Origin of the sequence: Pelagibacterium limicola, from assembly GCF_015694405.1 — a bacterium.
In the GTDB taxonomy this organism is placed as follows: domain Bacteria; phylum Pseudomonadota; class Alphaproteobacteria; order Rhizobiales; family Devosiaceae; genus Pelagibacterium; species Pelagibacterium limicola.
In genome coordinates this window covers 342,483-361,394 of the sequence record NZ_JADQDB010000004.1, presented here as the reverse complement: position 1 = coordinate 361,394, position 18,912 = coordinate 342,483, and the positions used below count along the sequence as shown (strand labels likewise).

Annotated in this window: 16 protein-coding genes; 2 read left to right on the top strand and 14 right to left on the bottom strand. The window is 58.4% G+C overall.

The genetic code is table 11. The features are described from left to right. Positions 1-390 precede the first annotated feature (390 nt). The gene (locus tag I2G20_RS10630) at positions 391-1,740 is read left to right on the top strand and encodes a hypothetical protein (RefSeq protein WP_196259672.1); all 1,350 of its coding nucleotides are present in this window, start codon (positions 391-393) and stop codon (positions 1,738-1,740) included. A gap of 481 nt (positions 1,741-2,221) precedes the next feature. Here I2G20_RS10630 and I2G20_RS10625 read toward each other — a convergent pair whose 3' ends face one another. From I2G20_RS10625 to I2G20_RS10595, 7 genes are all read right to left on the bottom strand, one after another. After that, complete coding sequence (locus tag I2G20_RS10625) at positions 2,222-3,577, bottom strand: MmgE/PrpD family protein (protein ID WP_281389676.1); 1,356 nt, start codon at positions 3,575-3,577, stop codon at positions 2,222-2,224. Then, positions 3,577-4,695, bottom strand: a complete 1,119-nt coding sequence (locus I2G20_RS10620) for a CapA family protein (protein WP_196259670.1) — start codon at positions 4,693-4,695, stop codon at positions 3,577-3,579. Before I2G20_RS10620 ends, I2G20_RS10625 begins: the two co-directional genes overlap by 1 nt. Then, positions 4,692-5,666 carry an ABC transporter ATP-binding protein gene (locus I2G20_RS10615; protein WP_196259669.1) on the bottom strand — a complete coding sequence of 325 codons (975 nt, stop codon included), beginning with the start codon at positions 5,664-5,666 and terminating at the stop codon, positions 4,692-4,694. The genes I2G20_RS10620 and I2G20_RS10615 overlap by 4 nt, the downstream gene beginning before the upstream one ends. Next, a complete protein-coding gene (locus tag I2G20_RS10610; protein ID WP_246473034.1) occupies positions 5,663-6,625 on the bottom strand; it encodes an ABC transporter ATP-binding protein in 963 nt (320 codons plus the stop codon). Before I2G20_RS10610 ends, I2G20_RS10615 begins: the two co-directional genes overlap by 4 nt. Positions 6,626-6,657: 32 nt before the next feature. Next, positions 6,658-7,551, bottom strand: coding sequence for an ABC transporter permease (locus tag I2G20_RS10605; protein WP_207747602.1), 894 nt, complete (start codon positions 7,549-7,551; stop codon positions 6,658-6,660). Continuing rightward, complete coding sequence (locus tag I2G20_RS10600) at positions 7,551-8,474, bottom strand: ABC transporter permease (RefSeq protein WP_196259667.1); 924 nt, start codon at positions 8,472-8,474, stop codon at positions 7,551-7,553. The genes I2G20_RS10605 and I2G20_RS10600 overlap by 1 nt, the downstream gene beginning before the upstream one ends. A gap of 74 nt (positions 8,475-8,548) precedes the next feature. Beyond that, a complete protein-coding gene (locus I2G20_RS10595; RefSeq protein ID WP_196259666.1) occupies positions 8,549-10,129 on the bottom strand; it encodes an ABC transporter substrate-binding protein in 1,581 nt (526 codons plus the stop codon). Between the two features lie 163 nt (positions 10,130-10,292). Between I2G20_RS10595 and I2G20_RS10590 the strand changes: the two genes are divergently transcribed. After that, entirely contained in the window at positions 10,293-10,961 is a 669-nt protein-coding gene (locus I2G20_RS10590; protein WP_196259665.1) for a GntR family transcriptional regulator, read from the top strand. On the opposite strand, the gene I2G20_RS10585 is transcribed toward I2G20_RS10590, so the two are convergent. From I2G20_RS10585 to I2G20_RS10555, 7 genes are all read right to left on the bottom strand, one after another. Continuing rightward, a complete protein-coding gene (locus I2G20_RS10585) occupies positions 10,958-12,196 on the bottom strand; it encodes a cytochrome P450 (protein WP_207747601.1) in 1,239 nt (412 codons plus the stop codon). The two genes, I2G20_RS10590 and I2G20_RS10585, sit on opposite strands and share 4 nt — an antisense overlap. Before the next feature lie 101 nt (positions 12,197-12,297). Then, entirely contained in the window at positions 12,298-13,422 is a 1,125-nt protein-coding gene (locus I2G20_RS10580) for a CapA family protein (protein WP_196259663.1), read from the bottom strand. 179 nt (positions 13,423-13,601) lie between these two features. Next, positions 13,602-14,519: a carbohydrate kinase family protein gene (locus I2G20_RS10575; RefSeq protein WP_196259662.1), complete on the bottom strand. Its 918-nt coding sequence runs from the start codon at positions 14,517-14,519 to the stop codon at positions 13,602-13,604. After that, positions 14,516-15,580: an ABC transporter ATP-binding protein gene (locus I2G20_RS10570; RefSeq protein ID WP_196259661.1), complete on the bottom strand. Its 1,065-nt coding sequence runs from the start codon at positions 15,578-15,580 to the stop codon at positions 14,516-14,518. The genes I2G20_RS10575 and I2G20_RS10570 overlap by 4 nt, the downstream gene beginning before the upstream one ends. Then, positions 15,580-17,091, bottom strand: coding sequence for an argininosuccinate lyase (argH, locus tag I2G20_RS10565; RefSeq protein ID WP_425502636.1), 1,512 nt, complete (start codon positions 17,089-17,091; stop codon positions 15,580-15,582). Before argH ends, I2G20_RS10570 begins: the two co-directional genes overlap by 1 nt. A 3-nt stretch (positions 17,092-17,094) precedes the next feature. Continuing rightward, the gene (locus I2G20_RS10560) at positions 17,095-17,961 is read right to left on the bottom strand and encodes a carbohydrate ABC transporter permease (RefSeq protein WP_246473008.1); all 867 of its coding nucleotides are present in this window, start codon (positions 17,959-17,961) and stop codon (positions 17,095-17,097) included. Beyond that, positions 17,961-18,890: a carbohydrate ABC transporter permease gene (locus I2G20_RS10555; RefSeq protein WP_196259660.1), complete on the bottom strand. Its 930-nt coding sequence runs from the start codon at positions 18,888-18,890 to the stop codon at positions 17,961-17,963. Before I2G20_RS10555 ends, I2G20_RS10560 begins: the two co-directional genes overlap by 1 nt. Positions 18,891-18,912: the final 22 nt, after the last annotated feature.

Here is an 18,912-nt window from a genome sequence, read left to right as displayed (position 1 = left end):
TTATCTGTTTTTCTTATTTAATGATTGTCCAGACTTCTTACCTGACCTCTAAACTCATACGCAATGACATAGATTGCTGGCCGACCACTTTTCAATCACAATCCTGCTGTCCACAAACTATCTTGACTCGTATATATAATTATAATTTAAAACTCACAATTTTAGTTATTTTACATTGGAAAACGTAAATTGAATCGGTCAAACACCACCACCCACACTCCTGTTGCACGGGACGATGAAATCAGTATCGGTGATCTTGTGCGCGGGATTTGGCGCACTCGCGTTTACGGTATAGTTGGTGCCACCGTAGCCCTTTCGGCAGCCATTCTGGTTTCATTGGCAATATATTTGTCTACGCCTGGCGCAACGATCTTTCGCCAGAATATCGCATTGAACCTTGGCAGTGCGGGCACCTATCCCAACGGGTTGACATTTTCACCGAACGATCTGCGCTCGCCAGCCATCTTACAACGTGTTTACGCCCGAGCGGAACTTGACGATTACGGGCTGAGTTACCGCGACTTTGCTGCCGCGATCAGTGTGACACCAACATCCGAGACCTATGAAGGCGTCATCGAGCGCTACCGCAGCCGCCTCGGCCAGACAAATCTGACTTTTGCCGAGCGCCAGCAAATCGAGGAGGAGTTTGCCAACTCTCTCCGTGCGTCCCTTGCGACTGGGGCAGTCGTCCAGTTTAACCTGCCGGCACGCCATAACATCCCTCCTGCGGTCGGACGCATGGTGGTTACATCTATCCCCGATGTCTGGGCCGATATCTTCATCAACCAACTGGGCGTGCTCGACCTTCCCGTGCCGGGCGCCCGGACAAACCTGATTTCGTCCGACCTACTGACGGAACTGGACTATCCGGCCGCTTTCGATGCCCTCAAGACGGCATTTGAAACGCTCTATGCGCGCATAGACCTCGCGCGCAGTATTTCCGGCTCCCACTCCTTGAGCTCGCCACTCACCGACCGCACGCTTTACGACATCGAGCGCGATCTGCACAATCTGGAACGGTTCTCGCTTACCCATGTCCTCGAACCCCTGACTGCACTCGGCATCAACCGCTCGCCGGAACTCACGCAAGCCTCATACCAATTCCAGCTTGAGGAACTGGGCCGCCAGATTCGGCTCGCAAACGAGAATGCCGCGATTCTCGATCGCGCCCTTTCGACGTCCGATACCTTGCTGGTACGCGGCGCCGACCGCCGGTTGTCCGATGTTTCGAGCGGCGAAGGCATGGCCTCCATTCCCGCTACTATTGTCCAGCAGTTCGGTCCGGAGCTCGTGGATCGCCTCGTGAGCATGTCGGTGGAGAATGCCGGCGTCGATTTCCGCGAGTCGCTGATCCAAGCCAAATTGGAATACGAACAGCGGGCCTTGGTATTGGGCGTCGAGCGCGAGCGCATTGCACACCGCCTGGCCCTGATTTCCGAGGGGCGCGAACTGGTCAACGAATCGCGCCTTGAGGAGATATTCGTCACCGAAGCGGACCGTTTGGTTGAAGCCCTTAACAGTGACTGGGACGATGTCCAGGCCATACTGGCTCAGGCCAATCTCGAGCGTCTGGCCCATGACAAGCAACTCTTCCAGCCTCTGCCCACACCAGATGCCGTAGGTCGGACCGCCGAGTTTATCTCGCGCACGACGCTGCTGGCCTGGATCGCCGCGGGCTTTGCGGGTCTCCTGCTGGGCATGTTCGCCTTCATGATTCGAGCACTGTTGAGCAACCCTTGACCAGCACAACTAGGGAATGGATTGCGGTCGACGGTCGATGGACCACGCCGACCTTCAGCGTTGAATTCGAAACGGGGCTAAGTGGCGAACTGGTCCACATACGCTGAGGATAGCGGCGAAATCGCCGCACCATAATGATGATCCGGTCGGCAGGACCTCCAGAACAGGTGTGGCATGGCGGTGTCGAGTTTGGCGAAAGGTTCGCTTCGGCCCCGCTGCGCAAGCGGTGTCCACAGGCCGTTATATCCATTCAGGCCTTCATAAGGCCCGTTTCAACAGACGAGACGGGTGAAACGACCAATCGACGCACTGGGGTTGCAGCGCCACGGTGTGATCAAACACTTTTTGTGTTGGCCGTTGAGAATCGAAAGCATTCTTTAGCACGCCGACCGATCGGCTCCTGCCCCGCTCCTGGCTTTGGGAGCCAAACCGATGTCGGAACCCACCTGGGTCAGGTGGCTGCCGAAATCAGGCTGTGCCCTTAAAGTGAGTGGTCCCAGAGTAGAGAGGAGAGACGCACAGGTCCTGCGTCACCGAATTCATTCATTCTTGAGAGGAATGTCGCCGCGTCCACCAGACCTGTCCCCGCACCGAAACACTCTCCAACCTTCCCCGCCAGATCGTACAAATCGATATCGCGCGCGCGCCACACCGGTAAATCGGCAATGATTTCGGCTACAATCGATCCGTCATTCAATTGAACACGATACTCCGCCTCATGCCCCCCGGCCGCCGCCGTTTCGTCCAGATGAACCCGGCTGGTCAAGGCAAGAATCGCCGGATCCGTCAGCCGCTCCTGGGAAAAACTCGAAAGGGAAATAGCACCGTCCTGAAGCGTGACCGCCAAGACAAAAGGTATTGAGAACTTCGCATCTATCGGGGTTGACGGGGCAATTCGCTGGGTGCGCGGTGTGAACAGCATATCGTTAGGCGGGGATAACTTGACGCCGATCCGAGCAATTTCACTTGCCGGAATCTGTTTCGTTTTCAGGCGTTGCGCCAGTAGGATCGCACTGTGGGTGCCGCGACACGCAGGCCAGCGCTTGATACCCACTTCCGGCCCCCAATAGCGTGAGCCGATGCCTTCAAACGCCTGCCGCAGCGGCGGCTTTCCTGTCAGAATCCGAAATACACCGCTCTGGCCTTCGAGTGGTTTTTCAACGCCTCTGACACCTGCTCTTGCAAGGAGAGCGGCTTCAACGGCGGCCCGCGCTGCGAACCCCTCGCGAACCGCGCGCAGATCAGAGTTGGGGCTGCGCTTGAGTTCGTCGGTCAGCATGAACTGGGCAGCAAACAGCCCAAGAGCATCGTTGGTCGCCACGGCATCCAGGCGCAGCAAGACCGAGCAACCCAATGTTGCACCGAGACCCGAGAGGATCGGGGGATGGTACCAGCCCAATTGTGCTGGATCGCCGTCAATCGCCAGCGACAACCTACATGAGAAATCGCAGCCAAGCGCCAATGCGAATAGGGTGGACCGTTCATCGATCCCCTCGCTTTCCGCCAGCGCCAGTACCGCCGGAATCAGAGAAGCGTTGGGATGGATCATGCCTTCTTCGAAGGTATCTTCGAAATCGATGGCATGAGCGAGTGCGCCATTGGCCAGCGCGGCATGGACAGCCGAAACCTTTCGCGGCATACCAATCAGCGACGAAGGACCGTGGCCTGAAGATAAAGCATAATCGGTGAAGCGTTGTGTCGCTGGCTCGAGCCCGGTTGCCGCTACCATCACCGCCAGCCCGTCTGCCAGAGCGAGTTTCGCTGCCCGCAGCACCACATCGTCAATCCGGGCGCGATCGATCGCGCAATAGGCTTCGAGTATGCCCTGTGTCAGCATCATTCGCCTGGCGAAACGCGCAACACTTCGCCCTCTGCAGATATCGTGCTGCCAAGACCGGCCCTGTCGGAAACATCCTGCAAATAGGCGCGGATGCGCTCGAAATCGGAATGCTCAGGCGCAACGATCTTGGGGTCCGCATCGCGCCCAATCATGATCGGCACAAACCGCACATCGCTTACCCCGTCGCGCCCAAGCTTTGCTTCCAGCATCACGCTCATTTCCGCGCCCGGAGGGAAATTGTACCGGCTCGAAAGATCGGGCACCCAGTCCGGATTGAGCTTCTGGATTTCCCTGAACCCCTTGGACTTGGCATGTGCCTCATCCATCCGCAGATCGATGGCAAAGTTGGCGAGACTGTAGGCGATCGTTTTACCCTTGTAGATTTCGATCCCCTTGAGGATATGCGCGTGGTGCCCGAGCACAAGATCGGCGCCCGCATCAATCGCGGCATGGGCAACCTCGCGTTGGTAGTGGGGGATCACGGCGGGCACGAAATGGATGCCGGCGTGATGCGAGAGGATGACTACATCGGCGTTATCTCGTACTTGCCGGATCGTCGCCAGCAACGCATCGAGGTCGTCCCGGAAACTGTAAGTGTGAACCCGCGCCGGGGTACCAGGCTGGTCGTGCTCGATCTGCTCGTAAATCGTATGAGCCCGCAGCGGCGCGCAGCCAGCCCTGTTTTCCTCTGCCCAATAGTTCATGGGCAGGATCGAGTTGACCGAGACAAAGCCAACAGTCACACCGTTGCGCGTCACATAGGCTGGTTGTCGTGCCGCCGCGATATCCTTGCCTGTCCCGATCTGGATGGCCCCGGCACGCGTGAGGTTGTCGATGGTGTCGAACAAGCCCTCCGGCCCCCAATCCATGCAATGATTGCCGGCAAACGACACCACTTCAAGCCCCGTACCGACCAGCGCATCGGCAATCGCTGGATCACCGCGCATCGTGTGCCGTGCCTGAGGTAGGCGCACGCCGCGCGTCGTGAGGTTCACCTCGAGCTGGCAGAACCCGAGATCGGCCCGCCCGATCCGGTGGCGGACGAATTCAAATATGGTCGCCGGGACCTCGCGATCCGGTGCGACATCACCGACGGCAACGAAATCAATGCTCATTGAGCGATTTCCGGATCAAGCAGATGACACGCCGCAGCGCCACCATGGGGGGCCGCAAACATCGGCGGCCGCACGGTTTCACAGCGGTCGAATTTCAGAGGGCAGCGTGTATGGTATGGGCAGCCCGACGGCGGATCGAGCGGGCTGGGGATTTCGCCCTGTGGCGGCAACTCGGGCCGGGGGGCGTCGGGATCGGGCGGGAGCGCAGCAGCGAGCAGTGCTTTGGTATAGGGATGAGCCGGGGTCGAGCAGATCGCCTGCGCCGTCCCTTTTTCGATCACCCGTCCCAGATACATGACGATAACGTCGTCGGCCATGAACCGAACGGTTGCTAGGTCGTGAGAAATAAACACGCAACCCAGCCCGTATTCGGCCTGAAGGTCCTTGAGGATATTTAGAATTTGCGCCCGGATCGAGATGTCCTGCGAGGAGACCGGCTCATCAAGCATCAGCACTTCAGGCTTGGATGCAATCGCCCGCGCAATGGCGATACGTTGACGCTGACCGCCTGAGAATTCATTGGGGAACCGCCGGGCATCGGCCGCCTGCAAGCCGACAGCTTCCAGCACTTCGCCAACGCGTTTCTCGATATCGGACCTGCTCATCCCTGTAATCGTCGAAAGCGGCTCGGCGATAATCTTGCCGACCCTCATGCGTGGATCGAGAGAGGAAAACGGATTCTGGAATACAGGTTGCACGGCACGCCGAAACTCACGCCTCGCCTCGCCCGAAAGCGTCGTGCAGGCCTTGCCCTTAAACCAGACCTCACCGGTTGTGGGTGTGTCGAGCAGCAACAATATCCGATTGAGCGTCGTCTTGCCGCACCCGGATTCTCCCACCACCCCCAGGGTGCGCCCGGTATGGAGCTCGAGATCAAGGTCAGTTACGGCATGAAGGTCCTGTTTTCTGCCCTTGTGTTGGATCTTGAAAACGCGCCCGAGCCCGGTCGCTGACAGGATGGCCTCGCTCATGCCGCACCCCGCTGCGCCCGAAGCGGAAACCAGCATTTCGCGTGGTGTTTAGCGCCGACTTCAACATCCACCGGCGGCTCCAAGCACTTTGACTGCGCGTTGGCACAGCGTGGATGGAACCGGCACCCCCGGGGGCGGCCGGTTATTGTCGGCGGCGATCCGGGGATCGTCGGCAATCGCTCTGGTGCATGATCGACGGTCGGCACGCTTTCGAGCAACGCCCGCGTATACCAGTGCGCGGGTCGGTTAAAGATATCCCGCACCGGTCCTTCCTCGACAATCTGGCCGGCGTACATCACCGCCACGCGGTCGCACATCTTGGCGACGACGCCAAAATCATGGGTGATGAACAACATAGCCATACGCATGCGCTTTTGGAGATCCTTGAGTAGTTCAAGGAACTGGTATTGAATCGTTACATCGAGCGATGTCGTCGGCTCGTCGGCAATCAACAGCCGCGGCGACCGTGTCAGCGATATCGCCCCCACAACGCGCTGCCGCATTCCGCCGCTCATCTGGTGCGGATGGTTGGCCAGGCGGGTTTTCGGCGAAGGGATCCTTACGCTCTCGAGCGCCTGAATGGCACGCGCCTCCAGGTTCCCCTTGGCGGTTGCGTTCAGGCGCAGGCCTTCCTTCAGCTGGTTACCGATGGAAAAAATCGGATTGAGGGAGGCCATCGGGTCCTGAAGAATCATCGAAATCTCACCACCCCTGAGGCGCGCAAGTTCGCCGGCCCGGAGATTTGCGATGTCCTCACCATCATAGAAGATTTCGCCCGAAAGCCCCTGATCGAGCAGAGGCGGCAACAGCCGCATCAGTGCCATGCCCAGTGTTGTCTTGCCCGATCCGCTCTCACCGACAAGCCCCACGGTCTCACCCGGAAAAATTTTCAGATCAATATTCTCGATCAGAGCCGGCGCCTGCGCGCCGCGGCCCAGCCGCACGCTGACCTCACGCATTTCCAGCAAGGGTGTCTCGGTCTCAAGGGTCATCATATATTGCGCCCCCTGAGCGCCGGATTGATACGGTCGGCAAGCGCGTCGCCAACAAGGTTCACGGCCATCACCGTGAACAGGATCGCCAGACCCGGCACCATGCAAAGCCACCATGCCGAGGTGATGTAGGACCGCCCATCGGCCACCATCGATCCCCAGGAGGGTGCAGGAGGTGGTACGCCAACACCGAGGAAGCTCAGCGAGGCTTCGAGTACGATAACGATACCGACCTGCAATGTCGCGATAACGATTAGCGAAGGCGCAATATTGGGCAGGATATGCCGCCAGATAATCCTGAAATCCGATAGCCCGGAAGTCCGCGCCAGATCGACATAATCCTCATTGCGGATCTTGAGCGTCTCGCCGCGCGCCATACGGGCATATTGACTCCACAGCACCAGCGAAATGACGATGATGATATTGGTGAAACTCGGACCCGAAATCGCACCAAGCAACAGAGCCAGCAGGATAACCGGGAACGACAAGGCAAGATCGACAAGGCGCATCAGGATTCGGTCGGTCCACCCGCCGAAATAGCCAGCGGCCGTCCCGACAGCAGTGCCGACCGCGCCGGCAAGCGCGATTACAATAACGCAGACGGTCAGCGAAATCCGCGCGCCCGCAATGATACGCGAGAGAATATCGCGACCAAGCCGGTCGGTGCCGAAAATATGCGCCCAGCTTCCGCCTTCCTGCCAGACCGGCGGCGCCAGCCGCGCCCTCAGCGAGCCTTGCAGCGGGTCATATGGCGAAATCCAGGGGCCAAATATGGCTACGAAGACAAATATGACGAGCATCGCGAGCGCAACCCGAAGGGGCCAGTCGAGTTGACGCCAGAAGGCGCGGAAACGTCCCGCATTTGACGTGAGTGCCATCGCCGTATCGGGCATCAGCCTCGGCTCCTCATGCGCGGGTCGACGACGATGTAGAGAATGTCGACCAGGAGGTTGGCGATGATGAATAGCGAGGTGATGACCAGCACGACTGTCTGCACGACAGGAAAATCGCGCGACAGGATCGATTCATAGGCCAACCGTCCTATGCCTGGCCAGGAAAACACTGTCTCGACAATCACCGCACCGGTGATCATGACAGCAAAAAACGTACCCATGAAGGTTATGACGGGAATAAGGCTATTGGCCAGCGCGTGCTTCCAGATGACGATGCTTTCGGAAAGTCCTTTGACTCGCGCCAGCTTTATGTATTCGCTCCCCAGCGCCTCAAGCATCGAGGACCGTACCAAGCGCGTAATAGCGGCAAGTGTGAACAGCCCGAGGGTCGCTGCCGGCAGGATATAATGCTCGGGCCGCCCGTATCCGGACGTCGGCAAAAGTCGCAGTTGGACCGCAAAGATGTACATCAGAACGATGCCAAGCCAGAAGCTAGGGACCGACTGACCTACCAGCGCAATCAGACGAGCTGCGACGTCGATTGGCGAATTGCGGGTGACAGAGGCCAGTACTCCGAAAACGATGCCGATAATGAGCGTGAAAATCAGCGCGACCCCCGCAAGGCTGAGCGAGGCTGGAAGCCTTGAGAGCACAAGATCAAGCGCAGGCTGTTTGCCCGCCGTTACCGACTGACCGAAATCGCCCGTGAGGGCATTGCCGAGGAAATTGAGATACTGCACCGGCAACGGCCGATCGAGGCCGAGCTCCTGCGCCATCGCGATCTTGTCCGCGTCAGTCGCACCATCGCCCAACAGCAGAGCAATCGGATCCCCAGTGAGGCGGCTCAACAAGAAGATCACGATGCTCATCAGGAGCAGAGCGATGAACGCTTCGATGACGCGTGTGGCGATGATCTTGAGCATGGTCGTCCGGTGTCGATCCAGAAATCAAACTGGCCCGGCATCGTCCCGAGAGGGCGACGCCGGGCCAAGGGAGACTAGTCGGCGCGGCTGACCTGATCGAAGTTCCACACATAGGCTGTGGTGATCTTCCACTGATCAACCTTGGTGCTCACCCCATAAGGTTCATTGGCCAGGGCGATGAACACCGCCGCCGCTTCGTCGCGCAGATACTGCCCGATTTCGGTGAACTTCTGGCTGCGAGCATCCAGATCACCTTCGTCCGAAAAGCTCTGGATCATCGCCTCAAGTTCGGGTGAGGTGAAGCTGGCAAAAAGGCTTGCCGCCATGAACCCCGCTTCGAGGCCATTCGCTGCGCTGGCGAACGGGAAACCACGATGGGTCCAGACATAATTGTTGGCCCGGCCTTCGGTCCACTCGGTACGGAGCGATGGCCAATCCACAGGTTCGATGGAAGCATTGACCCCGATATCCTGCCAGTAAAGCGCGACAGCCTCCGCCATCAGCGGCAGTTCCGCACCCGGCGCAGTGGTGAATGTCCGGATCGTGATATCGAAGCCATCGGGATATCCAGTCTCTGCCAGCAGCTCACGAGCACGGTCCGGATCATAGGGATAGGGCTCAACGTCCAACCAGGCAGGGACCGGGGTATCAGCGGAAGCAACAGTACCCTCACCCTGGAAGAGCTCGTCGATAATGGTCTGCTTGTCCACGGCATAATTGAGCGCCTGGCGAACCTCACGGATCGCCCACGGATTATCCGGATTGTAGCGGTTCTCGGCTGTCTGGATCAGCCCGCCAAAGCGCACCACGGGAGACCAGGTCGCCTGGGCGGACACGATATCGAGGCCTGCATCGCGGACCGTCGGGATCGAGTCAAACCCGATCGGAGCAATATCGGCCTCGCCCGTTCGCAGCATGGCCACACGGGTCGATTCTTCCGGAACGACCTTGAACACGATGTTCTCGAATTCGGGCGAAACGCGCCAATGGTCGGCAACGTCGTCACGCAACGTCATGACGATTTCCGAGCCCGGCGTGATGCTGCCCAGCTCATAGGCGCCGGTGCCGATCGGGGTCGGCTCGGCATCTGCTTCACCCAGCGTGTCAAAATGCTTCTTGGAAACGACGCCAAGCTGCTGACCGGCACCGAAATAGCCCTGCGCCAGCTCGAAATCCGGGAAGTTAAGATTGACGACGACCGTATAAGCGTCGGGCGTTTCGACCGAGGCAATGGCTCGGCGCATCGGCGATGCCGGTCCAGCGCGCGAATCCTCGCGAATTAGGCGAGCGATCGAATAGGCAACATCTTCGGACGTCATCTCGCCATAGCCACCGGAGAATTGAACGCCCCGGCGCAGATTGAACGTCCATGTCGTGCCGTCGGGGCTCATCTCCCAGGATTCAGCGAGTCCTGGGACCGTTTCGAGCGTTTCCGGATCCATATAGGTGAGATATTCATAGACGACGTCGAGATAGGTCTTGCGTTGTCCGCTGCCGCCCCAAGGCGTCATCGTTTCTTCAGAAAAGGTCGAAAGCGCGACGATGAGATCGTCCGACTGCGCCCACGCTGGCATGACCGGCGCAAGAGTCAATGCCACGCCGCAGAGCAGGGCAAAGGCGGCTCGTCGGACCGGTCCGGTAATTGGCTTGTTCATTTGGTTCCTCCCATAGGCTATGCCTGGCTGAGATAGTTATGAAAATGAACTAATAAGTCAACAAAATTGTCGGCTATTCGGAGTTCGGTTTGACATTCCGCTCCTGCTCTCCCTAATTTGTTGCGCACTCCGAAAGCAGTCCTGCAGGGGTAAAGGGTCCACAATGAGCGCCACCACGACATCAGAGCCGGTCTCGGCAATGGCCATCGCCCAAGGCATCAAAACGCGCATTCACCGGGGAGGCTATGCGCCCGGTCAGAGGCTGATCGAGGTCGACCTTGCCGAGGAATTTTCTGTTGGTCGCGGCCGAATTCGAGAGGTCTTCAAAACCCTCGTCGGAGAGGGTTACCTTGAATTCATTGCCAATCGCGGCGTTTATGTCCGTCGCTTCACGCGCGGGGAAATCCTCGACATGGGAAGGGTCCGGGAGGTGCTTGAAGGGCTATCGGCTCGCCTCGCCGCCGAAATGGAACTAGGACCCGACCAGCGCGATCTTCTCCGTGCCCATCAGGGTCGTCTTGACGATGCGGAAGCGGCAAATGATGTCGACCGGTACAACACCGAGAATTTCGAATACCACGCCACGATCTGCCGCATCGCTGGCAACCGTCACGTCGAAGAGTCCTTGTCACGGGTCCGACTGCCGCTTTACCGCCTGCAACTTCCGCGCAGCTTTTCCAATGACTCGATGGCAAGTTCCAACCGCGACCATCAGGTCATCACCAGTTGCATTCTTGCCGGCAAGCCAGACGCTGCCGAAGCCGCCATGCGCGCGCATGTCCGGGCAGGAAACCAGCACGTACTGCGGTTGGCAGAAGAGCATTTCCGTTAGCGCTCATCGTCTCCAAGGAACCGCACAGGTACACTCAACGGACCGTATTCGGGCCATGTAGTCATCGGTACCGGCCCGACAATCTTCCAACCACCGGTTCTCGAGATCAGTTCCTCCAGTGTGACGCGCAGCATAAGGCGCGCAAGCGGCGCGCCGGCGCACTGGTGCGGTCCGCGTCCGAATGCCATGTGCTTCTTCTCGCCCGGACGATCGAGCCTGAAGGTGTCGGGGTCCTCGAAGGCATCGGCATCGCGGTTTGCAGACGTGAAGGCCAGCGCAATGGGCTCGTCCTTCCTGATTTGCCGCCCACCGATTTCCATGTCTCGTTTGGCCGTGCGCGCAAAGCCGCGATAGGGTGTATAGAGCCGTAGCAATTCTTCGAGCGCATCCGGGATCAGCGCTGGATTGGCCTTAAGCATCGCGAAATGTTCCGGGTGACGCGCCAAGTGAATGGCCATCGATCCGGTAAATGTCGTTGGCGCGATAATGCCTACAACCAGCAACTGCCGAATGGTGCCCAGGATCATATCATCGGGCAGCGGCCTACCTTCATCGTCTCGCGCGGCGAGCATCGCGCTCGTCGGGTCGACGCCGGGATCGAGCGGGCTTATCTTACGCAGGGCGATGATCTCGCGAGCGACATCGTAGAGAAACAAGCTTGTCTGCTCGAGTGCCGCCATATCGCGCACTTGCAACGCACGATTGAAGTCCGCCCCGATATTCCGGATTTTCTCGGCTTGTTCTGCAGGAATATGAAAGAACTCTGCCAGAACGAAAATCGGCAACCGATAGGAAAAGTCCACACAGATGTCTGCCTCACCACGCGCAACCAGTGGCGTGAGAAGATCGGCGATGATCTTGCGAACCACTGGCTCCCAAAATGCCATGCGTTCCGGATAGAACAGCGGCGTGATTGCCCGCCGATACGGCGTGTGTTCGGGCGGATCGAGATGCAAAGGGGGCCGGCGCCCTGAAGTCGCTACCCGCGGCACGACGTTCTGGTGGGCGGTCGAGAAATTCTCGTAATCAGCGAGGGCACGGACAACGTCATCATATTTCGTCAGGACCCAGAAGCCCTCGAAGTCAGCGCTATGGGCGACGGGGCACCGGCCGCGCAAGTCCTTGAACGCCGCATGTGCGTCGTCGAAACCTTCCACCACATCCGCGCTGAATTCATGCAGATTGTTTCTCGGTGGAACAAAGGTTCTGGGCGCCGGTCGCGAAATATCAGCCAAGTCATCCTCCTCACTCGCCATGTGCTGCATCAAAGCGGAGAATGAAGTTTTAGTCCATCATTTTGTCGACAATTACGTCGACTTACACAGCCATGCGATAATCACGATCGGTCGGAACATGGGGAAAGTACGATTGCATCCCCTTCAGGGACAATGTGCGTTTCGATGCCCTCGGCCTGATTGATACGCCGCAGATAGGCGAGGATGTCATCAAATTTCGTGTCAGTTCGACCGACCATCTGAGGCACACTATCGTCTCCGATGAAGGCAGGAAGGAACTCGGTGCGCGACACCGCACCCTGGGCCATCTGGAGTCTCACAATGCCGGTAAACCGCGTTTCTTGCGGCAGCATGTAAATCCGGGTCGGATCGAACCCTGGATTGAGGCTCGCCAAATGCCTGAAACTCTCAGTCTCAACGATCGCCGGATCCCACACTTGGGGCTGCTCGATTGCAAAATTGCCGAGACTGTAAAAGATCGGCGCTCCGCGAAAGAACTCCACACCCTTGAGAATATGGGCGTGGTGTCCGATCACGGCTGCGGCGCCGCAGTCGATGGCAGCATGAGCGGCTTCGCGCTGGTAATCGGCTAGCACGGCCTCAGTCATATGTATGCCCCAGTGCATTGATACCACTACGTATTCTGCCGCATTGCGGGCCTTTTCGATATCGGCTTTCATCGCAGCGAGGTCTCCGGGATCGCAAAAGCTCATCACCCGAGCCCTGGTTCCCGGCTGGTCCGGCTCGATGGGTGTGTAAACCGTGTGGGCACGCAGCGGCGCACAACCAGGACGATTGGAGGTCGCCGCGTACCCCTCGGGTAGAATCGAATTGTAGGCAAGGATGGCGACCCTTTCCCCATTTGCCTTGAGAATTGCAGGGCGCCGCGCGGTCGAAAGGTCCTCGCCTGCGCCACAAATCGCTATGTGTTCCTTGCTCATGGCACTCAGGGTGTCGTCAAACCCCTGATAGCCCCAGTCGAGACAATGGTTTCCGGCAAAGCTCATGACATTGAAACCGGCGCGAGAAAGCGCAGGCGCAAAGTCGAGCGACGTTCGCATCGCTAGCCGCGCATTCGGACTCATCGCGCCTCGATCCGAGACGACGGTCTCGAGCTGCCCGAACCGTATGTCCGCGGTTTTCAAGGCGTCCGCGATTCCTGCGAACATGCCGTCGGGATCGTGTCGTTTCGCTCCTACGTCGCCGACCGCCGCCAGTGTGATCATAGAGCCCTCAAATCGTCGACAATTTCATCAACATAATGGCGTTGAACTAAAAGTCTATATCCGTGGGCAGGTGCCTTCACTGATTTTCACGAAACCTTTTTGAAATCCCGAGGCATCACCTTGCTCCGACACAACGGCGGAGACCTAGACCCTGGGCAACATATATTGCGAGCGATTACCTACCCTGCCCGTCGGGTTGGCTCCAGTAGCCGGCCGGTCGGACCCCCAAGTCCACCGGGGTGCTGCACCGAGCGCGACCCGCATTCGATGGCGGCTGCAAGAGCGTCATTGGGCGTTTTTCCGTCCAGCCAGGCGTCGATGAAGCCAGCGTTGAAAGCGTCTCCTGCGCCGGTCGTGTCGATGACCGGGACAGTGGGAGCGTCCTGAGCATAAATTGCGCCGTCCAGCGTAACGATGGCCCCGCGCGCGCCGAGTTTGAGTGCCACCGAAGGGAAATGCTGCGCGAGAGCAGCAAGAGCCCCCATTGGATCCTGATGCCCTGTCAAAGCCGCAGCTTCTTCCAGATTGGGCAAGAAAAGATCGATTCCAGCTGTGCGTTGAAAGAAATCTGGATCGTGGATCAATTCGTCATCCCAACTGGGATCGAGCGAAATCGACAGTCCATGCTGGCGCGCCAAGGCGACAAGGTTAGGGCGTTCATGTAGCGTTGCATATTCTGCGATGTGCAGATGCGATGCGCGGGCCCATGCCAGTGCTTTGTCCAGGCTATCAGGCAGCGCATGCCCGGCTCGGCGCGACAAAAAGGCCCGCTCTTCTCCGGCAGTCATGACCACGGTCACTTGCGGGCCTGCTTGCGCGCTACGCTCCACATATTCACGATGCAAGCCCGGTTGGTCCAAATGCGCCTCGAGGGCCATAGACAGGGGATCGGTGCCGTAGCGTGCAACCAACGCCGCAGGACGCCCAAGCATGGCACAATGGGCGGCTGTGATCAGGGCGCCCCCGCCAAGCGTGGGCACCATATCACGAGCAAAGATCTCCCGCCCCAGATGTGGCATATCGGCAAGGCCCGTGAATACCAAATCGCAATAGATGCGACCCAGGCTGAGCACTGCTGATTTTTCTGTTGTCCTCATAGGCGGCCGAGCGCTCTCTCATTGGCTGCGTCAAACACATAGAGCGCTCCCGGTTCGGCGTGCGCGGCAATCTGGGAGCCCACCTTGGGTACGACGCGCCCCGGAGCGGTGGCGATGATCTGCGCACCTGCAATATCGAGATGAACGAGAGTTTCGGACCCCAACGGTTCGACCGCAGTCACGCTTCCGGTAACCGAAAGGCCGCCTCCGCCGGCCTCGCCAACCACCAGATCGTGTGGCCGGACACCGATCTGGACAGGTCCTGAGTGTTCGGCCTTGAAACCTTGCAGTGACTGGCCGGCAACCGCGATCTCCGCTCCGGCAGCATTCGCCTCGATGAGATTCATCGAGGGACTGCCGATAAAGCGTGCTGTAAAGATGTCTACCGGATGCTCGTAGAGTTCGGTAGGCGATCCTACCTGAAGGATTCGTCCGTCCCGCATCACAACGATCTTGTCTGCCATGGTCATCGCCTCGATCTGGTCGTGCGTTACATAGACGATCGTGGTGCCCAGACGCTGATGAAGGCGTTTGATCTCGATACGCATGGCCGCGCGCAACTGTGCATCGAGGTTGGAAAGTGGCTCATCGAAAAGAAAAGCGACGGGATCCCGGACCATGGCGCGTCCAATGGCAACACGCTGGCGCTGTCCGCCCGACAGGGCTGCAGGGCGGCGTTCGAGAAGGTCTTCGAGGCCGAGAACTTTAGCCGCATCAAGGATGCGGGCCTGCTTTTCCGGCTTGGAAAGCTTGGATGTGTAGAGACCAAATCCAATGTTTTGCCCCACGGTCATATGCGGGTAGATGGCGTAGTTCTGGAAGACCATGGCGATGTTGCGCTGCTTGGGCTCGCGCTGGTTGACCACCTCGCCGCCGATACGCAACACGCCGTCCGAAATATCCTCCAGCCCGGCGATCATCCGCAGCGTGGTCGATTTTCCACAGCCCGAAGGACCCACCAGGACAACGAACTCTCCATCTTCCACCATCAGATCGATGCCATGCACAGCCGTGGTAGCACCGTAGCGTTTGACCAACCTTTCGAGTTCGATCCTGGCCATCAGGCTTCCCCTATCAAGGCGTTGAAACGTGTATCGAGTTCGGCGGCGGCGGCGGCTGTTCGCCGCGCATGGCCAGCGGCCATCTCGGAAAAGAACTCGGCCTTTTCGCGGTAGCCAGCGATGGCCTCTCCCAAAGGACCGGCAGCAGGACCGCCATATCGTGCACGCACGGCAACAAAATTCTCCGGCGAAACAAGCTCGGCAAAGCGCTCCGGTCCTATCGCGGTGTGGCGTCCGGTCAGCCTTTCGAAAGCCTCTATGAAAGGACCGTAGCCATCGATCAGAAGATCGCCGTCAATCGAGACCACGGCGCGTGCGACGGTCGCGGCAATTTCGTGGCCTTCGCGGAAAGACAGTCCTTCCTGGCGCACAAGGCTATCTGCAAGTTCGGTAATGGTTATGCAGGAGCGGCGGATTGTGCCCGCTACACGCGTTGAATCGACCCGCACCTGTGAGATGACCGAACTTAACAGATCGAGTACACGATAGGCGCAATCGAACGCCTGGTACCCCATCGCCTGGGTTTCGCCCTCGCTGTCGTTCATGTCCGTAAACGGGGTATTGTGCATCACATCGAGCATTGCGCGCGCGCGCGCCATGGTCTGGCTCGCGAGATGTCGAAGATGCTCGATCGGCACGGGATTGCGCTTCTGCGGCATGATGGACGAGATCTGCACCAGCGCATTCGGCACATAGAGTTGGCCGACCTCGAATGCCGTCCAGTACTGAAAGTCCTGAATCGGGCGCCCGATATGGAGAAACATCAACTCGATCGCGCCATAGGTGGCCGTTATGTAGTCCACCGCTGCAATACAACTGTATGAATTCTGGAGGGGGGCGGAAAAGCCCAGCAGCCGGGCGACAAGCTCGCGATCTATAGGAAACCCCGACGTCGTGATCGCAGCGGCGCCCATCGGGGAGAGATCCACAACCGCTCGAGCTTCAAAGAGGCGTTCGATGTCGCGAGCGAGCACTTCGATTACGGCGGAAAGATAGTGCCCGAAGGTTGAGGGCTGAGCTGGCTGTCCGTGGGTATAAGCAACGATCAGCGTGTCCTTTTCCCGCTCGGCAGCGTCGATGAGCGCGGTATGCAGCGCCATGGCCTTACCGATGAGAACATCAATCCGCTCTTTCAGCCCGATTTTGAACAGGGTGTGGTCGATATCGTTGCGTGAACGGGCCGTATGCAGACGGCCTGCGAGATCCGGACCAAGGCGCTTGCGCAGTTCGCGTTCGATCAGAAAGAAAAAGTCCTCGACCTCCCCGGTGTAGGTAAGAGACGGGACGTCGACCTCTGCATCGATGTCCACCAATGCCGAGGCAAGGGCGGAGGCCTGCCCCGCGTCGAGAATCCCGGTTTCCGCCAACATCACGAGATGGGCGCGATCGATGGCGCGAAATCCTTCGACGTGGTGAGCCTTGGCCCCTTCGAATAGTGGGCGTAACACCGTTTCCGTGTAGACCGGGTCGGGGAAAACGCTTGTGTCCGATAGTCTTGGGTCTGTCATCATCGCCTATCCCTTGAGACCGGCCAGCATCACGCCACGCACGATGAAGCGTTGCAGCACGAGAAACACCAGAAGAGTTGGAATTGTCGCGAGGGCAGCGCCGGTCATGATCATTTCCCATTGGATCGACTGTTCGACGGCAAAGCTCGAAAGGCCAACGGGCAGCGTATAAAGCTCACGACTGTTGGTGACGATAAGGGGCCAGAAAAATGCCGTCCAGTTGCCAAGGAACGTAAAGATGGCAAGAGCTGAAATCGCCGGCACGACCATCGGCATGGCGATGCGCCACCAGATGGTGAATTCATTCAGACCGTCCACACGCGCGGCTTCAAGAAAGTCGTTGGGCACCGATTCAAAGAACTGTTTCATGAGGAAGGTGCCGAAGGCGGTCATCATACCGGGGAACATGATGCCCCAATACGTATCAATCCAGCCGAACTGCGCGCTCATCAGATACCAGGGGATGACCAGCATCTCGGTCGGGATCATGAGTGTCGAAAGAATAGCGATGAAGACGAGATATCGACCGCGGAAATCGAACTTGGCGAGCGTGTAGCCCACGAGGCTGTCGAAAAATACGTTCGAAAGCGTGACGCAGAGCGCAATCAGGGTGGAGTTGAAAAACCAGCGAAGGAAGCGCCCGTCTGACAGCACCTTGATATAGTTGTCGAGCGTGGGTGCGGCCGGAATGAGCCGCAGATCGTAGACTTGTCCTGCCGACTTGAGCGAGGTCGAGAACATGTAAAGCAGCGGCGTGACCATTATCACGCCACCGATGAACAAGAGCGTCCACACCATCACGCGACCGGGACGGATATTTCTGCGGTTTGCTGCGAGTTCGGGACTGCCGGGGCGAGTCATCAAGGCGGCCATCAGCGATTCCTCAACACCCAAAGTTGCAACAAGGAGACAACGAGCAGGATCGTGAACAGCACGACGGTTTGAGCTGCGGCGTATCCCATGTCATAGGAAGAAAATGCGGTCTGGTAGATCAGGAGAACCAGCGGTTTGGTCGAATTGAGCGGACCGCCTGGATCGTTGGTCGTCATGTTGTAGACCTGATCGAATATCCGCAGGAAACCGATCGAGGAGAAGACGACGAGGAAGACAGTGGTGGGCTTGAGAAGCGGCAGGGTGATCTTGCGCAGAATGGCCCACTCGCCCAGACCGTCAATACGGGCCGCTTCGTAAAAGGTCTGTGGGATCGCCCTCAAGCCGGCCATGAATATGATGATTTGAAAACCGAGCCCTGCCCAGATGGCGGTGACCATAATTGCTGGGAGCGCCTGTTCTGTGGAGCGCAGGAACGGCTGGGACGGCAAACCGAAATTGGCCAGAAAACTGTTGATGATGCCTATGGGAACAGGCTGATAGAACCACCGCCACACCCATGCCATTGCCGCGGCTGTGGTCAAGAAAGGCAGAAAATAGAGCGCGCGGATAAAACCATGCATGAAACGGACGCGGTCGAGATAATAGGCAATAACGAACGAGACCACGAGGCTGATTGGGGTGCCTATGATGAGATAGGCGAAGGTGTTGCGAAAGACCTGCCAGAATTGGGGATCGCCCCACATCCTCTGGTAATTGGCTAGCCCTATGAAACGGGCCGGGCGCAGAAGGTCCCAATTGGTGAAAGAGAGCCAGAAGGCTTGGAATGTCGGATAAAAGCGAATGCCGACATAAAAAACGATCGGCACGGCGAGAAAGGCCCAAGCCCAGATCACGCGCTTCTGCCCGATGGTAATGCGATCCCAGATACCGACAGCACCGGCCGGGCCAGCCTCATTTCCAAAGGACATTGCTTCTCCCCTTTTCCCTACA